13 protein-coding genes and 1 pseudogene are annotated in these 19,276 nt (G+C 32.4%); 5 read left to right on the plus strand and 9 right to left on the minus strand.

The window, feature by feature from the left end:
• The first annotated feature begins 142 nt into the window (after positions 1 to 142).
• The 3 genes and pseudogenes from HSX10_RS00225 (at position 143) to HSX10_RS00235 (ending at position 6,145) form a co-directional block, all read left to right on the plus strand.
• Entirely contained in the window at positions 143 to 2,803 is a 2,661-nt protein-coding gene (locus HSX10_RS00225; RefSeq protein WP_173586186.1) for a TonB-dependent receptor, read from the plus strand.
• 96 nt (positions 2,804 to 2,899) lie between these two features.
• Positions 2,900 to 3,385 (plus strand): annotated as a pseudogene (locus tag HSX10_RS00230) (phosphoglucose isomerase-related protein); the annotation flags it as partial.
• Positions 3,386 to 3,547: 162 nt separating this feature from the next.
• Positions 3,548 to 6,145 carry a TonB-dependent receptor gene (locus HSX10_RS00235; RefSeq protein ID WP_173586187.1) on the plus strand — a complete coding sequence of 866 codons (2,598 nt, stop codon included), beginning with the start codon at positions 3,548 to 3,550 and terminating at the stop codon, positions 6,143 to 6,145.
• 339 nt (positions 6,146 to 6,484) lie between these two features.
• Here the strand turns inward: HSX10_RS00235 and gldD are convergent, their stop codons facing one another.
• The 4 genes from gldD to mutY form a co-directional block, all read right to left on the minus strand.
• On the minus strand, positions 6,485 to 7,051 hold the full coding sequence (gene gldD, locus HSX10_RS00240; protein WP_173586188.1) for a gliding motility lipoprotein GldD: 567 nt from the start codon (positions 7,049 to 7,051) through the stop codon (positions 6,485 to 6,487).
• A gap of 100 nt (positions 7,052 to 7,151) precedes the next feature.
• Positions 7,152 to 8,471, minus strand: coding sequence for a gliding motility-associated protein GldE (locus HSX10_RS00245; protein WP_173586189.1), 1,320 nt, complete (start codon positions 8,469 to 8,471; stop codon positions 7,152 to 7,154).
• Between the two features lie 20 nt (positions 8,472 to 8,491).
• The gene (locus tag HSX10_RS00250; protein ID WP_173586190.1) at positions 8,492 to 8,935 is read right to left on the minus strand and encodes a single-stranded DNA-binding protein; all 444 of its coding nucleotides are present in this window, start codon (positions 8,933 to 8,935) and stop codon (positions 8,492 to 8,494) included.
• A gap of 90 nt (positions 8,936 to 9,025) precedes the next feature.
• Positions 9,026 to 10,066, minus strand: coding sequence for an A/G-specific adenine glycosylase (gene mutY / locus HSX10_RS00255; protein WP_173586191.1), 1,041 nt, complete (start codon positions 10,064 to 10,066; stop codon positions 9,026 to 9,028).
• Positions 10,067 to 10,175: 109 nt separating this feature from the next.
• On the opposite strand from mutY, the gene HSX10_RS00260 reads away from it, so the two are divergent.
• The gene (locus HSX10_RS00260; RefSeq protein ID WP_256928803.1) at positions 10,176 to 10,493 is read left to right on the plus strand and encodes an HU family DNA-binding protein; all 318 of its coding nucleotides are present in this window, start codon (positions 10,176 to 10,178) and stop codon (positions 10,491 to 10,493) included.
• A gap of 471 nt (positions 10,494 to 10,964) precedes the next feature.
• On the plus strand, positions 10,965 to 12,509 hold the full coding sequence (locus tag HSX10_RS00265; RefSeq protein WP_173586192.1) for an Rne/Rng family ribonuclease: 1,545 nt from the start codon (positions 10,965 to 10,967) through the stop codon (positions 12,507 to 12,509).
• A 63-nt stretch (positions 12,510 to 12,572) separates the two neighbouring features.
• Here HSX10_RS00265 and HSX10_RS00270 read toward each other — a convergent pair whose 3' ends face one another.
• The 5 genes from HSX10_RS00270 to HSX10_RS00290 all read right to left on the minus strand — a co-directional run bounded on the left by HSX10_RS00270 (position 12,573) and on the right by HSX10_RS00290 (position 19,231).
• Positions 12,573 to 13,292 (minus strand): Bax inhibitor-1/YccA family protein, encoded by a 720-nt coding sequence (locus tag HSX10_RS00270; RefSeq protein ID WP_173586193.1) that lies wholly within the window; start codon positions 13,290 to 13,292, stop codon positions 12,573 to 12,575.
• 106 nt (positions 13,293 to 13,398) lie between these two features.
• Positions 13,399 to 14,094: a zinc metallopeptidase gene (locus tag HSX10_RS00275; protein ID WP_173586589.1), complete on the minus strand. Its 696-nt coding sequence runs from the start codon at positions 14,092 to 14,094 to the stop codon at positions 13,399 to 13,401.
• A gap of 109 nt (positions 14,095 to 14,203) precedes the next feature.
• A complete protein-coding gene (ald, locus tag HSX10_RS00280; protein WP_173586194.1) occupies positions 14,204 to 15,304 on the minus strand; it encodes an alanine dehydrogenase in 1,101 nt (366 codons plus the stop codon).
• Between the two features lie 338 nt (positions 15,305 to 15,642).
• Positions 15,643 to 16,065 (minus strand): FHA domain-containing protein, encoded by a 423-nt coding sequence (locus HSX10_RS00285; RefSeq protein WP_173586195.1) that lies wholly within the window; start codon positions 16,063 to 16,065, stop codon positions 15,643 to 15,645.
• A gap of 124 nt (positions 16,066 to 16,189) precedes the next feature.
• On the minus strand, positions 16,190 to 19,231 hold the full coding sequence (locus HSX10_RS00290) for a leucine--tRNA ligase (protein WP_173586196.1): 3,042 nt from the start codon (positions 19,229 to 19,231) through the stop codon (positions 16,190 to 16,192).
• Positions 19,232 to 19,276: the final 45 nt, after the last annotated feature.

The raw sequence follows: 19,276 nt of genomic DNA on the forward strand, positions 1-19,276 counted from the left end.
ATTATTTTAAATATTAATTGTTAAGATTTGTTAATTCTATATTTATTTTTCTATGTGAGTAATTAATAACATTTAATTATTAGTAGGACTATTGTATTATGTAATTTTGCCTCTGTAAAAACAATTAACTGATAATTTTATAATGAAAAATTTTAATCAATTTTTACTCTTAGCTGTAATTACGTTGTTTACTACAGTAACATTTGCTCAAAGTACTATTACCGGGAAAATAATAGATGCTGAGACAAATTCAGCACTTCCAGGGGCTAATATTATAGAGTATTATACAGAAAATGGGGTTGATACAGATTTCACAGGAGAATTCACATTATTAACAAAGGAAAAGTCGGGTGAAATTGTAATTTCTTACGTTGGGTTTGAAAGTAAAACGTTGAAATTTAATGGTAATACCGACTTTGGTACTATCTTTTTAAGCCTAGATAGTTCTTTGGATGAAGTTGTACTTGTTGGTACGAGGGTAATTGATTTAGCAAATAGTAGAGAAACACCTGTTGCAGTTTCTACTATTAGTGGAAGAGATATTCGATTAAAGTCATCTGGTAACGTTGAATTTGGAGAATCTATGAAGAATACTCCTTCTGTGTACGTTTCAAACCAAGCTGGGGGATTTGGTGATAGCCAGATTTTCTTAAGAGGTTTTGATCAAACAAACACAGCTTATTTATTAAATGGTCAACCAATTAATGGTATGGAAGACGGAGCAATGTATTGGTCTAACTGGTCAGGTATGTCAGATGTTGCTAATGTAGTACAGGTTCAAAGAGGGTTAGGATCTTCAAAATTAGCTATTTCTTCTGTTGGAGGTACAGTAAACATTGTGTCTAAGACAACAGATAAACAAAAAGGTGGATTTGTAAGATTTTTAGGAGGTAATGATAGTTATGTTAAAAGTTCAATTGGTTACGATTCTGGTTTAAGTGAAAAAGGATGGGCGTTTTCTGTGTTATTAGATCATTGGCAAGCACATAGAAAATATTCAATTGGTACTGCAGGTCAAGGACAAAACTATATGTTTTCAGTTGGTTATAAGCCAAACGAAAAAAACACATTCAACTTCTTGTTAACAGGAGCTCCGCAATGGCACGATCAAAATTTTTCTCAAGATCTTGAGTTTTATCAAGACTATGGTGATAAAGCAAACAGTAATACAGGTTTTTACGAAGGTGAACGCTATACAGAACGTCGTAACTTTTACCACAAACCAGTTGCTAACTTAAACTGGGATTTAAGTATTAACGAGAAATTAGATTTATCTACTGTTTTATATGCATCATGGGGTCGTGGTGGAGGAACCGGTAATGTTGGTAGTGGTAGAGTTAGAGTTGGCGGAGATGGTTTAAATGCTGAAGAAATTGATTTTGATCAAATAGAATTGAATAACATTGCAACCGCAACAACCATTAATGGAGGTCAGTATGGTACATCTGATGACTCTTATTTAAGACGTTCTTCAATAAATAATCATAATTGGTACGGTCTATTATCTAGTTTAGAGTATGAGGCTAATGAAAATTGGTCAATGAATTTCGGTGTAGATGCTAGAACTTATAATGGTATGCACTTTAGACAATTAGAAAACACATTAGGTTTAGATGGTTACAATGATAATTCAAGCACAAGTCGTCCTAGTGATTATGTAATAACTGAAACTTTTGATGCCGATCCGTGGTCTTCATTATTTAACTCTGCAGATAATGATCAAAGATATGATTATAACTATGAAGAAGTAATTCAATATATAGGAGGGTTTGGTCAAGCAGAATATTCTAATGATAATTTTTCTGCATTTGTTCAAGGGGCTGTATCAACACAATCTTACCAAAGAGAAGGGTTTTTTATAGGAACAGGAAACGGTTTAGGGAAGTCTGACAAAATAAGTAAAGAAGGATATAATATTAAAGGAGGTTTGGCTTATAAAATTAATACCAAGCATTCTGTTTTTGCTAATGCAGGTTTTTACTCACGTCAACCTTTCTTAGATAATATTTTTAGTAATGTGAGGTATGATAATGCACTTTCAGAGCCAGATGTAGATAATGAAGAGATTACGGGTTTTGAAGGAGGTTACCGTTTTAAAAATAGAACTTTGAGAATAAACATTGATGTTTATAGTACAGAATGGGGTAATAGATTTCTTTCTACAGATGGACCAGTTCAGCCAGGTGCTGATGGTATTATAGATGGTGAGGGTGGCTTAAGTTCTAGTGATGACGAGTTAAGTACTTATAGATTAACGGATGTTGCTCAAACACATAAAGGAGTAGAGTTTGATATGGAATACCGTCCTCTAAATGGGGCATGGTCATTTAGAGTATTTGGTTCTTTAGGAGATTGGAAATATGATGGAGAAACACCATACACTTTGCAAAATGATGATACGGGAGATTTTATTACTACAGATGGAAATATAGATTTAACAGATGTTAAAATTGGTAATGCACCACAAACATCTTTTGGTTTTGGTGTTAAAGCTGAGATATTTAATGGGCTTTCTATAGATTTAGATTATAACATTTATAACGGTTTATATGAATTTGTAGATCCTGCAGATGTTGCTGATGCGGCTTTATCTGGTAATGTTTATGATTCTATTAAATTACCATCTTATTCTTTATTAGATGCAGGTTTAACATATAGATTTACTTTAGGTGATAATCCTTTAACTTTCAGAGCTAATATTTATAATCTACTTGATGAGTCTTATATTAATCAAAAAGATGCTTTTGGGTATTATTTAGGAATAGGAAGAACATTTAACGCAAGTTTACGTTATAATTTCTAACCTATTTACTACAACATATTAAAAAAAGGTAGCCACATGGCTACCTTTTTTTTTGTAAAAAGTTTTTAAATGAAATAATTATTCTTTCGCTAAATATTTTTTATACTCATATATAAAGAGACTAAACTAATTCAAACAGATTTTATTGGATATGTAGAGCCATGTATATGGTAATAAAGATCATCATGATAAATTGATGTCTAATTACTTTGCGCAAACAGTAGCTTTAATCAATGGTAAAACAGAAGCTGAAGTTTTAGCTGAATTTGAAGGTAAGTCTATGTCTAAAGAAGCGATATCTACATTGGTTCCTTTTAAAGTTTTTGAAGGAAAAAACCAACAACTTCTTTGTTGATTCAGAAACTAACACCGGAGAGTTTAGGGAAATTAATTGCTATGTATGAGCATAAAATCTTCGTTCAAGGCATAATTTTGAACATTTATAGCTACGATCAGTTTGGTGTTGAGTTAGGTAAATAACTTGCAAAATCTATCTTAGATGAGCTTAAAAAAGCGAGTAAAGACGCCGATCATGATGCATCTACGCAAAATTTATTGGCTTTTTGTATGAATAATTGTTAATAATTGTTAAAAAGTTTTCGTAAAATTGATTGAGTTTCTATAATTTTTGTTGATTCTATAATTTATCTTCACAATACTCAATTGTTAACATTAAGTTAATGTTATAGCTGTTGTATTGCGTAATTTTGCGCTAATTAAAAACCAATTAACTTAAATTTTAAGATGAAAAAATTTAATCAATTTTTATTTATTGCTGTTTTTGCCCTCGTGTCATCAGCAATGTATGCTCAAACCACTATCACTGGTAAAATAGTGGATAGTGAAATGAATTCACCGCTCCCAGGAGCTAATGCTGTTGTAAAAGGAACAACAGATGGTGCAACAACTGATTTTGATGGTAAATTTTCTATATCAACATCATCTTCAACTGGAGAAGTTGTAATTTCTTATGTAGGTTTTACTTCTCAAACATTTGCTTTTAGTGGTAATATTGATTTAGGAACTATTGTATTAAGTCCAGATAGCAGCTTAGATGAAGTTGTTGTTGTTGGTACAGGTATTATTGATTTAGCTGACGGTAGAGATACACCCGTTGCTGTGTCTACAATTAAGGCATCTGAAATTCAGCAAAAAATTGGTGCTGGAGATGTAACTACAACTTTAGTGAATACACCATCTGTTTATGTTGCAGGAGGAGAAAGTGGTTTTGGTGATTCTAACATACGTGTTCGTGGTTTTGACCAAGATAATACAGCGTTCTTATTAAATGGACAACCAATTAATGGTATGGAAGATGGTAAAATGTATTGGTCTAACTGGTCTGGTATTTCAGATATTGCTAGTGCAGTACAAATTCAAAGGGGTTTAGGATCTTCTAAATTAGCAATTTCTTCTGTTGGTGGTACTGTAAACTTTGTTACTAAAGCTACAGATAAAAGAGAAGGTGGTTTTGCTGCTGTAACTACAGGTTACAATAATTACCTTAAAACTTCTTTAGGTTATAGTACAGGACTTAATGAAAAAGGATTTGGTGCAACGGTTATGTTGTCTCATTGGCAAGGTGATGGGTATAACTTAGGTACTCAAGGTGAAGGACAAACTTATTTTATTTCATTTGGTTATAAAATAAATGAAAAGCATAACTTAAACTTTTTAGTTACAGGTGCGCCTCAACAACATGATCAAAACTATAGAAAATCTATTTCTCAGTATTTACAATATGGTAAAAAATATAACTATAACTATGGTTACCGTAATGGTGAATACCTTAGTTTAAGAACTAACTTTTACCACAAACCAGTGACTAACTTAAACTGGGATTGGAATATCAGTGAAAAATCTAGTTTATCTACTGTACTTTATGCTTCATGGGGACGTGGAGGTGGAACCGGAGGTTACGGAGCTTACACGGCATCTACTGATGACGGTCATGTTGATTGGGATGCTACAATAGCAGCTAATCAATCTGTAGCTGGTGGTATTGGTAACGGAAGTGGTCCTTACGTAGGTACAGCAATACGTGCTTCTATGAATAACCATGCTTGGTATGGTTTAGTGACTAATTACGAAACTGAACTTACAGATAATATTAGCATGAATTTAGGTGCTGATTTACGTACATATAAAGGTACTCACTTTAGACAACTAGTAGATTTATTAGGTCTTAATGGTATTGAAGAGGGACCAACTAGCGCACAGTATCCAGATAGTTATATAGTTAGTTCAACTAATAGTATTGACCCTTGGTCTACAGTATTTAATTTTGCAGACGAAGATCAAAGAATTGATTATGATTATGATGAGCGTATAAACTATGGTGGTGTATTTGGTCAATTAGAGTATGCTACAGATAATTTTTCTACATTTTTTCAAGGAGCAGTTTCTAATCAAAGTCACGTAAGATGGGATAGATTTAACTATGACGAGGCTAATGAGGAATCTGAAACAATTAACAATACAGGTTTCAATGTTAAAGCTGGTGGTAGTTATGCTATTGGTAATAATAGTAAAATATATGTAAATGGAGGTTATTACTCACGTCAACCTTACCATGATAATATTTACTTAAACTTTACTAATGAGGTTAACCCATTAACTGAAAATGAAAAAATACTTGGTTTAGAAGTTGGGTACACATACACATCATCTGCATTCTCTGTCGCTTTAGATTTATACAGAACAAACTGGAAAGATCGTGTTGAGTCTTCTTCTTATACGGATGAAGATACTAATGAATTACTTTACAGAACTAACGAAGGTGTTGAGCAATTACACTCAGGAGCTGAACTTCAATTAAGCTACAAGCCTTTTGATGCTCTTAGAATTAAAGGTTTTGCTTCAGTTGGTCAGTGGGAATACGTAGGTGATTCTCAAACAACTATCAGAAATGAAGCTCTTGAAACGTTATCAGTTGAACTTGAAGATGTTGATGGTGGTGAAGTAGGAGGTGCTGCTCAAACAACTTTTGGTTTAGGAGCTGATTATACAATTGTTAAAGGATTGTCTATTGATGCAGATTACAGATATTATGACAAATTATATGCTGATGTTGGAGCTATTAAAGAAAATTTAGAGCTACCTAACTTTGGTGTTATGGATTTAGGTCTTTCTTATAAAATGTTAGTAGGAAAAGATAAAACTAATTCTGTAAACTTCAGATTTAACGTAAATAACTTATTAAACGAAGAGTATATCTCTCAGTCTAGTACAGCTAACAAAGTTGAAGCTGGAGATGAAACTTATTTAGGAATTAATCAAACTAACCAAGTGTATTTTGGAAACTTAAGAACTTGGAACTTTGGAATCAGATTTGTATTCTAAATCTAAGATCATTTAAATTATATATAAAAGGCTGTCTGAAAAGACAGTCTTTTTTTATGAAATATATTTAACACTCATTTTACTATATAGTGCGGATGCTATATTCTTAATTTAAGGACTCAGTAGGTCTTATATAAAGTTTAATGAGTATGCTTAGCTCGTACAGTATAAGTGAAGTAAGAAGTTTTGTAAGTAAGCTCTTGTTAGATTACTGATTAAGAAAACCGCGTAAAGAAAGGCTGTTTTTGTCTTTTGGGATAATTCACAGCAATCTAGTCTCCTATAATAGTTACAAGAAATAAGTGGAGTAAAAAGAAAAAGATGTTATTTGTATGATGTTTATTCCTTCCAGCGTACTGTTTCCATAATACGCTTAATATCTTTCTTTAAGTATTCTGCAGCAGGATAAATAGAGTCGTAATTAGGTTTGGCATAGAAATAAAGTGAGCCACTTAAAAAGTGTTTTGTACTGTCTGTAACATAAAATTGAGATTGAGATGCAGCGTTACCTCCTATTTCATATAGCATTCCGTAAACATTGTGCTCTTTAACTACAAAAGGCCTTTGAGAGATTTCATCTGCTTTAATCGTGTGCTTTTGCGTGAGGTTTTGTGCGTCTCTTAGTAAACTATCTATGTTACCATTTACATCTTTATAGGTAAGGTAAATAGTTGCTTTTAAGCTGGAGTAATTGATATCAATACCATTTGTGGTCTTTGTCGATTTTACCGTTTTAATAGGATCTGAAAGTTTATTTTTTTCAAAAGTAAAAGGTAAGGGTACAATAGTTTCTTCATAAATAGCTTTTGGATATTCTAGTCTTAAGTAACCTTTTGGTTTTGGTAAAGTGTCATTACCGCAACCTAGTAAAAATAGGCTTAGAATTGGTATAGCTATTCGTTTCATGTGTTTTATGTATTGTTTTGGCAAACTTACTATCAATCTAAAGTGATGTGGTTTGCTGTTAATTATTCTTCTAAGTGATATTCACTTTTAGGATGTTTACTTATGCTTGTCTATCTAATAAAGTCAGCTTAATTTGCTTTATACGTTTACGCTCTAAGGCTTCAATGGTAAAAACATAATTTTCAAAATTTATTTTACTTCCTATTCTTGGAAACCCACCTGAGATTTCTAAAACAAAACCAGCTAGTGTTTCAGCTTCACCTTTTTGCGTTTCAAAAAGTTCGGAATCATTTCCAATATTAACAATTTTATAGACATCTTTTAGAGGTGTTTTTCCTTCAAAACTATAATTATTGTTGTTTAGTTTGGTATAAACTAAATCATCATCGTCATATTCATCACTAATATCACCAACAATTTCTTCAATAATATCTTCAAGTGAAACCAATCCAGAGGTTCCTCCATATTCATCTACTACAACAGCTAAATGAACTTTTTTGGTTTGAAATTCCACCATTAAATCATCTAATTTTTTATTTTCAGGAACAAAGAAAGGTTCTTTTAAAATAGTCGTCCAGTCAAAGGTCTTTTTGTTCAAGTGTGGTAATAAATCCTTAGCGTAAAGTACGCCTATTATAGTATCTATGCTTTCTTCGTAAACAGGGATTCTAGAATATCCATTTTCAATGATTTCTTTTATAATAGTTTCGTAAGGTGTATCTATTTTTAAGGCAAATAAATCGATTCTTGGTCGCATTACTTGTTTTGTATCTGTATTACCAAAAGATACAATACCCTGTAGTAGCTTTTGTTCTTCTTGTGTGGTATCTTGGTTATTTGTTAATTTTAATGCTTGAGATAACTGATCGACACTAAGATTAGAACGTTGTTTGCCAAATTTCTTATGAATTTGGATTGTAACAAAGCGCATTGGTAAGCTTAAAGGAGAGAAAATAACATCTAGAACGAGTAATGGTCGCGCCATAAAAGATGAAAACTTTACACTATTTCTGTTGGCATAGATTTTAGGGATTATTTCTCCAAATAATAAGATTAAAAATGTAGCAGAGACAACCTCTAAAAGAAATCTAATAAGGTTGTTTGTGATATTTAAAAATAGAGTTTCTCCTATATAAGAGAATAATAAAACGACAGCTATATTTATAAAGTTGTTAGCAACTAAAATAGTCGCCAATAGTTTTTTTGGACGCTCTAATAGTGATGCGATAATTTGCATTGCCGGAGATTTATTTTCTAAACCCTCATCTAAATCAGATTTGGTTAGGGAAAATACAGCAACTTCTGCTCCTGATATTAAAGCAGAACACGTTAGTAAAACGATTAGTATAAGTATACTAGTAATAAAAGAAGTGTCAGTTATGAGTAAAGTTGAAAATAAAACCGTGGGTTCTGCGTCCAATATGATGTTATATTTAGTGATTAGAATGGCAAATCGTCAGCATCAGGTTCTACACTTTTAGTTGTAGAGGCTTGAGGTTGAGGTTTTGCATTTGGTGTCGAGGGATTTTTAGGCTGCTGTTGCTCTCCTTTTGGTGTTAAAAAAGTAAAGTCGTCACATTGAATCTCGACAGAATAGCGCTCCATACCTTTATCATCTGTCCATTTTCTAGTTTTAATACGGCCTTCAATATAGATCTTGTCACCTTTAGAAAGATATTTTTCACAAATTTCTGCAGCTTTATTCCTAACAACGATATTGTGCCATTCAGTATTTGTAATACGTTCGTTTGTTTGCTTACTTGTGTAGCTTTCGCTGGTAGCAATAGGAAAACGACCTACGCAATTTTTATCATCAAAATAGTGCATTTTAACTTCGTCTCCTAAGTTTCCAATCAGCATCACTTTATTTAAGGTTCCAGACATAATAATTCGTTTTTTAAATAATCTACAAAGTTACTCAATTGCGTAACTCTTAGACTAAAAGTACTAAAAAAATGTGATTTCTTTAAGTTTCTAAAATTTGAACCGAATTATAAAGTCATTTATAAGTGCAGGAACAGGATATTCTGTTAAAGAATCTATAGATATCGCGCCTTCTGGAGCTGAATTTGTTTCAATAATCCAAAATTTAGTATGAAGGTGCTGATGCGATAGTTTATGTACAATATCTATTTCATTATATAAGGAATAATCAAACTCTATGGTTTCTAAAAAAGTATTCTTAGTATTTAATAGATGAAACTCCTCTGGGGTTAAACTTTTATCAGATTCAATTAAAGGGAATTGATAAAGATTATGCCAAATACCTTTATGTGTTCGTTTTTCAATTAAAGTTCGTTTATGATTGTCAATACAAACCATAAAATTAAAATACTTAGTAGTGACTTTCGTTTTCTTTAGTTTTAACGGTAACTCACCTATTAAATCTTGCTGTAGTGCAACACAGCTATCTTTAAGTGGGCAAGTTTTGCAATCTGGATTTTTAGGTTTGCATTGTAATGCGCCAAACTCCATTATGGCTTGATTATAAGTTGCAGGTTGTTCTTTGTCTATTAAAGAAGTTGCTAAGGCTTTAAATTCTTTAATTCCTAAAGTTGAATTGATTGCGGTTTTAATACCAAAATAACGTGATAATACACGATAAACATTCCCGTCTACCACAGCCGCAACTTCATTAAATGCGATAGAAGCAATGGCGCTTGCCGTATAATCACCAACGCCTTTTAATTTTAATAAGTCTTTATAATTATTGGGAAACTCCCCTTTAAGTTCATTAACAATATATTTTGCTGCTGCATGAAGATTTCTAGCTCTAGAATAATAGCCTAAACCTTGCCATAATTTTAAAATTGAGGTTTCCGAAGCATTCGAAAGGTTAGAAATTGTTGGATATTGGGTAACAAATTCTTCATAATAAGGCAACCCTTGCTTAATTTGTGTCTGTTGTAAAATAATTTCTGATAGCCAAATGTAGTAGGGGTTGTTGGTTTCTCGCCATGGTAAATCTCTTTTATTTGTTGAGTACCAATTAATTAGTTCGTTTTTGAATTCCATTACGCTTTTTTAATGAAAAGCAAAACTAAATGTTTATTGTGTTAAATTTTAATTAATTACGCTTGATGAATTGAAATTAAATTGCCTATATTTGCATCCCTTAGAATTTATAGTAACCTTAAAACTAGTAACAAAAATGACAAAAGCTGATTTGGTAGCGAAAATATCTGATAAATTAGGTATAGAAAAAGGTGACGTTCAAGCCACTGTTGAAACTTTCATGGAGGAAGTTAAAACGTCTTTAGAAAGCGGAGATAACGTTTATTTAAGAGGTTTCGGAAGTTTTATTATTAAAACAAGAGCTGAAAAAACAGGTCGTAATATTTCAAAAAATACTACAATAAAAATTCCTGCACACAACATCCCTGCATTTAAACCTGCTAAAGTATTTTTAGAAGGCGTTAAATCTAATGTTGAGGTAAACTAAGAGAGCATTTAAACAAAATATTAATTTAAAAAGCATTATTTATTATGCCAAGTGGTAAAAAAAGAAAAAGACACAAGGTAGCGACTCACAAGCGTAAAAAACGTAGACGCGCTAATCGTCATAAAAAGAAATAAATTGAAAAAAGTAGTTCTGAAACTACTTTTTTCAGTTTTGACTCATATTGATTTTTTCCTTTACCCTAAAAGAAATTAAATAGGTATTCTTATAGATTTTTTCAAAAGTTATGGCCTAGCTGTAAGTAAGAAAACTGTTTTATGATTATCGCTTTATATTATTTTAAGGTGATTGAGAAACTTAATATGAGTTTTATTTAAAAAGAAACGTTCTTTGATATAGAATTTAGAAAGCATTTAATAGAGTGTTTCTAAATTTATTGGATATTACATCCTGTGTCAAATAATTTAGTAACATCTATCTATCTCAATTAAGAGTTAGATTTAAATTGACATTATGAACAATGAATTAATCGTTAGATCGAGTTCTGATATTGTTGATTTTGCCTTATTAAAAGATGGAAAACTTATTGAATTACATAAAGACGATGATGACAATAACTTTGCTGTAGGTGATATTTTTATTGCCAAAATACGTAAGGTTATGCCAGGTTTAAACGCTGCGTTTGTTAACGTAGGGTATGAGAAAGATGGTTTTTTACACTATCATGATCTAGGACCGCAATTGCCATCGCTTTTAAAATTCATTAAACGTGTAAGCACAGGGAAACTAAAGGATTATACCCTTAAGGATTTTCCTATGGAAAAGGATTTAGATAAAAATGGTACTATTGCAAATGCCATAAAATCTAACCAATCCATATTAGTACAAGTAGTAAAAGAACCAATCTCTACAAAAGGACCCCGCATTAGTTCAGAATTGTCTATTGCAGGAAGATATATTGTCTTGGTGCCTTTTTCTAACCGAATTTCAATTTCACAAAAAATTGACTCTCAAGAAGAAAAAGATCGCTTAAAAAGACTTGTAAAAAGTATCACACCTAAGGGATTTGGAGTTATTATTCGTACTGTAGCAGAAGGCAAAAAAGTTGCCGAGCTAGATAGTGATTTACAGAACTTGCTGGGTCGATGGACAGCAATGTGTAAAAAATTGTACAAAGCAAATCACCCAACTAAAGTATTGGGAGAAATGAACAAAGCATCCTCAATTTTGAGAGATATTTTTAATGATTCATTCTCTGGTGTTGTTGTGGATGATGAAGAAATGTATGTACAGGTAAAAGATTACGTGCAGCAAATTGCACCAAATAAAGAATCAATAGTGAAGTACTATAAAAATGATGTTCCAATCTTTGAAAAATTTGGCATAGAACGTCAAATTAAAACATCATTTGGTAGAACTGTATCTATGGCAAAAGGTGCTTACTTGGTAATAGAGCACACTGAAGCACTACACGTTGTAGATGTTAATAGTGGAAACCGTTCTAACAAAGAAAAAAACCAAGAAGATACAGCCTTAGAAGTCAACATGATCTCAGCCCAAGAAATTGCCAGACAATTACGTTTACGTGATATGGGAGGCATAATAGTTGTCGATTTTATCGATATGGGAGTTGCTGAGAACAGAAAAAAGCTTTTCAATTATCTTAGAGATGAGATGAAAGATGATAAAGCAAAACATAAAATATTACCGCCGAGTAAGTTTGGATTAGTGCAAATAACCAGACAGCGCGTTAGGCCAGAACGTAATATTAAAACAAAAGAAGAAAATCCGGACAATATAGGAGGAGATGAAATCGAAGCACCAATTAAAGTGGTGGAACGTATTAATCAAGACCTTCAGCGAATTTTCAAAAAAGATCATAAAAAGGTGACTCTTAATATTCACCCTTTTATTGCTGCCTTTTTAACCAAAGGGTTTCCATCAGTTCGTTCAAAGTGGTTTATTGAACACAAAAAATGGGTAAAAATATTACCTAGAGATGCTTACACTTATCTTGAATATCATTTTTTTGATGAAAATGGTGACAAAATCAAATAATATCTATTAAAAAAGCCCAACTGAAATTTTCAGTTGGGCTTTTGTTTTTTATATAATTAAGGACTAATCTCTAGACATAAATATTCTAAGTATATACCAGAATAATAACATTAAAGAAGCAAATAAACCTAGTGCTGCTGGGATATAATCTTCAACACCATATTTCTTTACAAGGTTAGAGGTTTGATATAAAATAGATCCTCCTGCTAATAAACACATTCCTACAGAAAACCATAAGCCTAAGTTAAACCCAAAAATTGTTCCTGCTATAATTAAACCAATAGCAATAAAGAACCCAATGGTTAATCCTGTTTTTAAGAATGAAAAGTCTTTTTTAGTCAATAAAACAACAGCTGTTAGTCCTGTGAACAATGCTAAAGTAACAATAGAGGCCTGATAAAGAATGTCTGTACCAGAAGATCCCATTAATTGTGTTACTATATACAGCATAGGTACAAAAATTAATGCTTCAAAAAAGATATAAATACCGTAAGCTAAGTACTGTGTGTTTTTATCTGAAGTTTTCATAGCCATCCCTTCTGCGAAATTTGTAGCTACCATAAAACCACCAAGTAAGAGTAACCACTTATAGCCTTGTGTCATAGACAGCATAAAACTCACTACGGTTTCACTTTGTAGTAATAGGTATTCGAATAAAATAAATGCTAATACACCTCCTGCTACGTGTCCATAAGTCTTTTTATAAAATGCAACACGTTCAACTTCAGAAATATTACTTAGCATTATTTTTTCTGATGATTGGTAAGGGAATTGATTGTCCATAGTTTAATTTAATTTGAGATTTTCAAGATAAATATTTTCTTTTGTATTTCAAATAAAAAGAGCTTTGATTCCTCAAAGCTCTTTTATTATAATTGTATTTGTAAAATTAATCTCTGCCACCAAATACTTGTAGTGCCCAATATAATAAAGATGCTAATGCACCAATAGCAGCAACTAAATAAGTTCTTGCAGCCCATTTAAGTGCGTCTTCAGAACCTTTATATTCGTCTGGTGTTAGCATATTCTTGTTTTTTAACCATGCTAATGCTCTATTACTTGCATCGTATTCTACGGGTAAAGTAATAAAACTAAATAACGTAGCAAATCCCATAAACACTAAACCGGCAACTGCAACCCAATAGCCTAATCCTACTCCTAGAGCAGAAACTAAGATTAAACCACCAATAACAAGCCATTGCGACATTCCTGATGTTACGCTTACAATTGGTACTAACGCAGAACGCATACCTAATGCGCTATAAGCTTGTGCATGTTGTACAGCGTGTCCACATTCGTGCGCTGCAACTGCTGCTGAAGCCGCATTTCTTTTGTTATATACAGATTCACTTAAGTTCACTGTTTTATTTTTTGGGTTATAATGATCTGTTAATTGTCCTGGTGTAGAAATTACTTGCACATCATATATACCATTATCAGCTAACATTTTTTCTGCAATCTCTCTTCCTGATAATCCATTTCTCAATTGCACTTTAGAATACTTAGCGAATTTGCGTTTTAGTTGGTTACTTACTAACCAACTTACTAATGCAATTGCACCAATTAATATATAATATCCCATCATTCCACTCATAATCTGAAATTTTTAATTCATGTAAATTTAATAAATGAATAGCAAATAGTAAGCCAAATTTGAGTTAAGAAATTTTGTCAGTAAAACGTAATTGCTTGTGTTACATAGCGTCAATAGACCAATTAAAAGCTTCGGCTATTTCTTCATAAACAATTTTTCCTTTAACAATGTTAAGTCCTTTAGCTAATGTCTTGTCATGTTTACAGGCTTTTTCCCATCCTTCATTTGCCAAACGTAATACGTAAGGTAATGTAACGTTTGTTAATGCTAAAGTAGAAGTATAAGGTACGGCACCGGGCATATTTGCAACACAGTAATGTACTACATCATCAATAATAAAAGTAGGATCTTCGTGAGTCGTTGCTTTAGTGGTTTCAATACAGCCACCTTGATCTACAGCAACATCAACTAAAACAGTTCCTGGGCGCATGTCTTTTAACATATCTCTAGTGATTAATTTTGGAGCAATTGCACCCCTAACTAAAACACCACCAATAATTAAATCATGATCTTTAATACGTTTTCTAATGTTATATTCACTTGAAAACTCTGTAACAACATGGCTAGGCATTACATCATTTACATAACGTAATTGTTTCATGTTTATATCCATAACGGTAACCTGAGCGCCTAAACCAGCAGCCATTTTTGCTGCCTGAACACCAACAACGCCAGCACCTAAAATTAATACTTTGCCAGGAGGTACACCTGGAACGCCTCCTAATAATACACCACGACCTTTAATAGGTTTTTCTAAATATTTTGCACCTTGCTGAATTGCCATTCTTCCTGCAACCTCAGACATTGGTGTTAATAATGGTAAAGAACCATCTTTGTCCTCAACTGTTTCGTAAGCAATACAAACAGATTGGCTTTTTAACATCGCTTTAGTTAAAGGCTCGCTAGAAGCAAAATGAAAATAAGTAAACACAACATGATGTGCTTGTATTAATGGATATTCTTCCGCAATAGGTTCTTTTACTTTTACAATCATATCGCTAGAAGCATAAACGTCTATTATAGTATCTAAAATAATACCACCAGCATTTATATAATCTAAATCCGAGAAACCACTACCACAACCTGCATCTTTTTGAACATATACAATATGTTTGTTTTTGGTTAATTCGAAAACTCCAGAAGGTGTCATACCGACTCTGTTTTCATTGTTTTTGATTTCCTTTGGAACTCCGATTTTCATTTTTATATTTTTTAATTTATTAAATCTGTTAAATGAAATTTGCTAATAAAAATATAGATATGAATCCACTTTTTAATTAAGCTCATTTCATTGTTTTGTAGATTTTATGAATAATAGCTTTCGAAAATTACTATTAATAAAGCTGTTGTTCCAAATTTGATAGTTAATTTGAAATCACTTTTACTGAATTAATATTATGAAGCTTTTATTTTAAAAACTATTAAAAATCAGTTTGATTTTGAAGGCAATATGATATTCTGTTAATAATAAAATATTAAGAAGAAAGTGGGATTGTAAAATTATGGCTACAGAATTTTAACTAAGGTCTTTTATCAAACTTATTTATATTCATACATTGCTATAGATACTTTAGAAACGGTTTCATTAATAAACTCAATGTACAAATGTTCTGCTTGGTTGTTGTAGTGTTGTGGTGCTAGACCAAGTTCGTAGAGTATAATGTCTTTTTCGGTTGTTAAAACTCTATCGGGTTCACCTAGTCGTTTTATAACATTAGATTTCGATTCGTACAATAAAATCTGCGACTCAATAAGATCATCTACAATTTTGCTTCGTGTCATTGGTTTTGTTTTCCATTGTTCTTCAGTAAAGCGGTTTTCAAAAAAGAAATGTAAAGAGGTGCTAATAACAAAAGCAGAAAAGAATATTAAGCCAATTTGATTTGTTTGATTATTACGAAAATCAAAATAATCCTTAAGACTTTTACGCTTCTTTTTAGGTAATGGTTGGTCTAAAAACATGGTATGAGTCTTTTATTTAAATTATCGAATTAAATAAATCTGTTGGTAGTTGGTTACATAACCATCATAACTTTAAAATTAACCTAAAATTGGCATTAAAGTTATGATGGTATGTTTTATAGGTTTACCCAACAATATTTACAATTTTGCCAGGAACCACAATGACTTTTTTAGGTGTTCTACCATCTAATTGTGCAATTGTTTTTTCGTGAGCCATAACGGTTTTTTCAATATCATCTTTGCTCATGTCCATTGGCAATTCTAAGGTAAAACGCATTTTACCATTAAAAGAGATAGGATATTCTTTACTGCTTTCTATTAAATGACTTGCGTCAAATTTAGGAAAAGGAGCTGTTGAGATAGATTCAGTATGTCCTAATTGTGACCATAATTCCTCTGCAATATGTGGCGCATAAGGCGAAATTAAAACCAATAAAGGTTCTAAAATATCTTTGCTTGTACATTTTTGAGTGGTTAACTCATTTACAGCAATCATAAATGTAGAAACTGAGGTGTTAAATGAGAAACTCTCAATATCTGCTTCTACTTTTTTAATGGTTTTATGTAATGTTTTTAAGTTGTCTGCAGTTGGTTTTGTGTCATTCACTTTTAAACCATTATCATTTGCATATAACTTCCATAATTTTTTTAGGAAATTATGTGCTCCTGTAATACCAGCTGTATTCCAAGGCTTGTATTGTTCTAAAGGACCTAGAAACATTTCGTAAAGTCTTAAGCTATCTGCACCGTAATCTTCACAAATACTATCTGGGTTTACAACGTTGTATTTAGATTTCGACATTTTTTCAACATCTCTTCCTACTTTATAAACGCCTTGTTCAAGAATAAATTCTGCATCTTTAAAATCTTCGCCAAATTCTCCGTCATTTTTTAAACCTTCAATATCTAATTCATCTGAAGCATTAACATATTGGACTTTAACGTGCAATTTATCAACGTTTTGAATATGGATACTAATTAGTGTTAATGAACTATCATTTTCTTTTAATAATTCAATTTTTTCTAATACTTCTTTAGTTAGATATGTTTTTGAGTAGTTTTCTTTAAAATAGTCGCTAAACTCGCTTAGAGATTTTCCTTCAAAAAGATCTTTAGATATATATATTGAAGGTAATAACTTGTTAATTTCTTCAGTATATTTCTTCGTTTTTTTATCATCTCCACGTTCATATGTTCCTAAAGGGTTTGCATTTAGTTTAACTCTATAAACAAAAGCACTGGTCCCAAGTATCATCCCTTGGTTAATCAACTTTTTAAAAGGCTCTTCAACATTTACAAAACCTCTATCTTTTAGTAATTTCACCCAAAAACGCGAATAAAGTAGGTGACCTGTAGCATGTTCGCTACCACCAATATATAAATCTACATTTTCCCAATACTTAAGCGCGTCTTCACTTGCAAAAACACCATCTCTATTAGCTGCATCTTCCATATAACGGAAGAAATACCAAGAACTCCCTGCCCAACCTGGCATGGTATTAAGCTCTAAAGGATGAATGGTTGTATTGTTAATTTTATCATTAGAAACTACAGTATTGGTTTCCGTATCCCAAGCCCAAACATCTGCACGTCCTAAAGGTGGTTCGCCTTCTTCGGTTGGTAAATACTTTTCAACTTCAGGAAGTCTAATTGGTAAATGCGCCGCATCAATCATTTGAGGTTTGTCGTTTACATAATACACTGGGAAAGGTTCACCCCAATAACGTTGACGAGAAAAAACAGCATCACGTAAACGGTAATTTGTTTTTCCTTCTCCTTGTCCTAATTGCTCTAATTGGTAAATGGCCAGTTTAGAGGCTTTTTTGTAGTTCATGCCGTTAAGGAAATCACTATTTGTAATTTTTACATTGTCTTTAGAGGCATAAGCTTCTTCAGAAATATCTGCACCTTCAAATATATTTGGAATGGCAATATCAAAATGCTTTGCAAAATCGTAATCACGTTGGTCACCACAAGGAACCGCCATAACGGCACCTGTTCCGTAGCTTGCTAACACGTAATCGCCAATCCAGATCGGAATAGGTTCTTTAGAAAACGGATGTTCTGCATAGGCGCCAGTAAATACACCAGAAATGGTTTTTACATCGGCCATACGATCGCGTTCGCTACGTTTTGCTGTTTTTTCAATATAAGCTTCAACCGCTTCTTTTTGTTCTGTTGTTGTAATTTTAGAAACTAATTCGTGCTCTGGTGCTAAGGTCATAAAAGACACACCAAAAATAGTATCTGGTCTTGTAGTGAAGACATCAATAATATCATCATGACCATTTACGTTGAATGATACTGATGCTCCAACGGATTTACCAATCCAATTACGTTGACTTTCTTTTAAAGAATCTGTCCAATCAATTGTATCTAAACCTTGTAGTAAACGTTCTGCATAAGCAGAAATTCGCATACTCCATTGTGTCATTTTTTTACGAACAACAGGATGTCCACCACGTTCGGAAACGCCATTTACTATTTCGTCATTTGCTAAAACAGTTCCTAATGCAGGACACCAGTTCACTTCCGTTTCGGCTAAATATGTTAATCTGTATTTTAAAAGAATGCTTTGTTGTTCTTCTGAGGTGTAATTATTCCATTCTTCAGCTGTAAAAGGCTCAATATTATCATCACAAGCTGCATTTACTGTAGCATTTCCTTCTACTTCAAATTTTGAAATTAAGGTGTCAATCGCTTCAGATTTATTTGTGTCATTATTATACCAAGACTCAAATAATTGAATAAAAATCCACTGTGTCCATTTGTAATATTCAGGATTAGAGGTGCGTACTTCACGACTCCAATCGAAAGAAAAACCAATTTGGTCTAACTGTCTTCTGTAGGTCTTAATGTTCGTTTCTGTAGTAACCGCCGGATGTTGCCCTGTTTGAATAGCATACTGTTCTGCAGGTAAACCAAAACTATCGTAACCTTGGGGGTGTAGTACATTAAAACCTTTATGACGTTTGTAACGCGCATAGATATCACTAGCAATATAACCTAGTGGGTGGCCAACATGTAAACCTGCTCCTGAAGGATAAGGGAACATATCTAAAACGTAATATTTTGGTTTATCACTGTTGTTTGAGGCTTTAAACGTTTCGTTTTTTGCCCAGTAGTCTTGCCACTTTTTTTCTATGCTGTTAAAATCGTATGTCATTGTCTTGTTTTCCTTGTAATGAAGCTACAAATTTAACAGTATTAC

The sequence above is a fragment of the Winogradskyella undariae genome, from assembly GCF_013285155.1.
In the GTDB taxonomy this organism is placed as follows: Bacteria; Bacteroidota; Bacteroidia; order Flavobacteriales; family Flavobacteriaceae; genus Winogradskyella; species Winogradskyella undariae.

Excerpts from the sequence above, each read along its gene's own strand:
- HSX10_RS00225 (WP_173586186.1), top strand. The coding sequence starts at position 143 with ATGAAAAATTTTAATCAATTTTTACTCTTAGCTGTAATTACGTTGTTT.
- HSX10_RS00235 (WP_173586187.1), top strand. The coding sequence starts at position 3,548 with ATGAAAAAATTTAATCAATTTTTATTTATTGCTGTTTTTGCCCTCGTG.
- gldD (WP_173586188.1), bottom strand. The coding sequence starts at position 7,051 with ATGAAACGAATAGCTATACCAATTCTAAGCCTATTTTTACTAGGTTGC.
- HSX10_RS00250 (WP_173586190.1), bottom strand. The coding sequence starts at position 8,935 with ATGTCTGGAACCTTAAATAAAGTGATGCTGATTGGAAACTTAGGAGAC.
- mutY (WP_173586191.1), bottom strand. The coding sequence starts at position 10,066 with ATGGAATTCAAAAACGAACTAATTAATTGGTACTCAACAAATAAAAGA.
- HSX10_RS00265 (WP_173586192.1), top strand. The coding sequence starts at position 10,965 with ATGAACAATGAATTAATCGTTAGATCGAGTTCTGATATTGTTGATTTT.
- HSX10_RS00270 (WP_173586193.1), bottom strand. The coding sequence starts at position 13,292 with ATGGACAATCAATTCCCTTACCAATCATCAGAAAAAATAATGCTAAGT.
- HSX10_RS00275 (WP_173586589.1), bottom strand. The coding sequence starts at position 14,094 with ATGATGGGATATTATATATTAATTGGTGCAATTGCATTAGTAAGTTGG.
- ald (WP_173586194.1), bottom strand. The coding sequence starts at position 15,304 with ATGAAAATCGGAGTTCCAAAGGAAATCAAAAACAATGAAAACAGAGTC.
- HSX10_RS00285 (WP_173586195.1), bottom strand. The coding sequence starts at position 16,065 with ATGTTTTTAGACCAACCATTACCTAAAAAGAAGCGTAAAAGTCTTAAG.
- HSX10_RS00290 (WP_173586196.1), bottom strand. The coding sequence starts at position 19,231 with ATGACATACGATTTTAACAGCATAGAAAAAAAGTGGCAAGACTACTGG.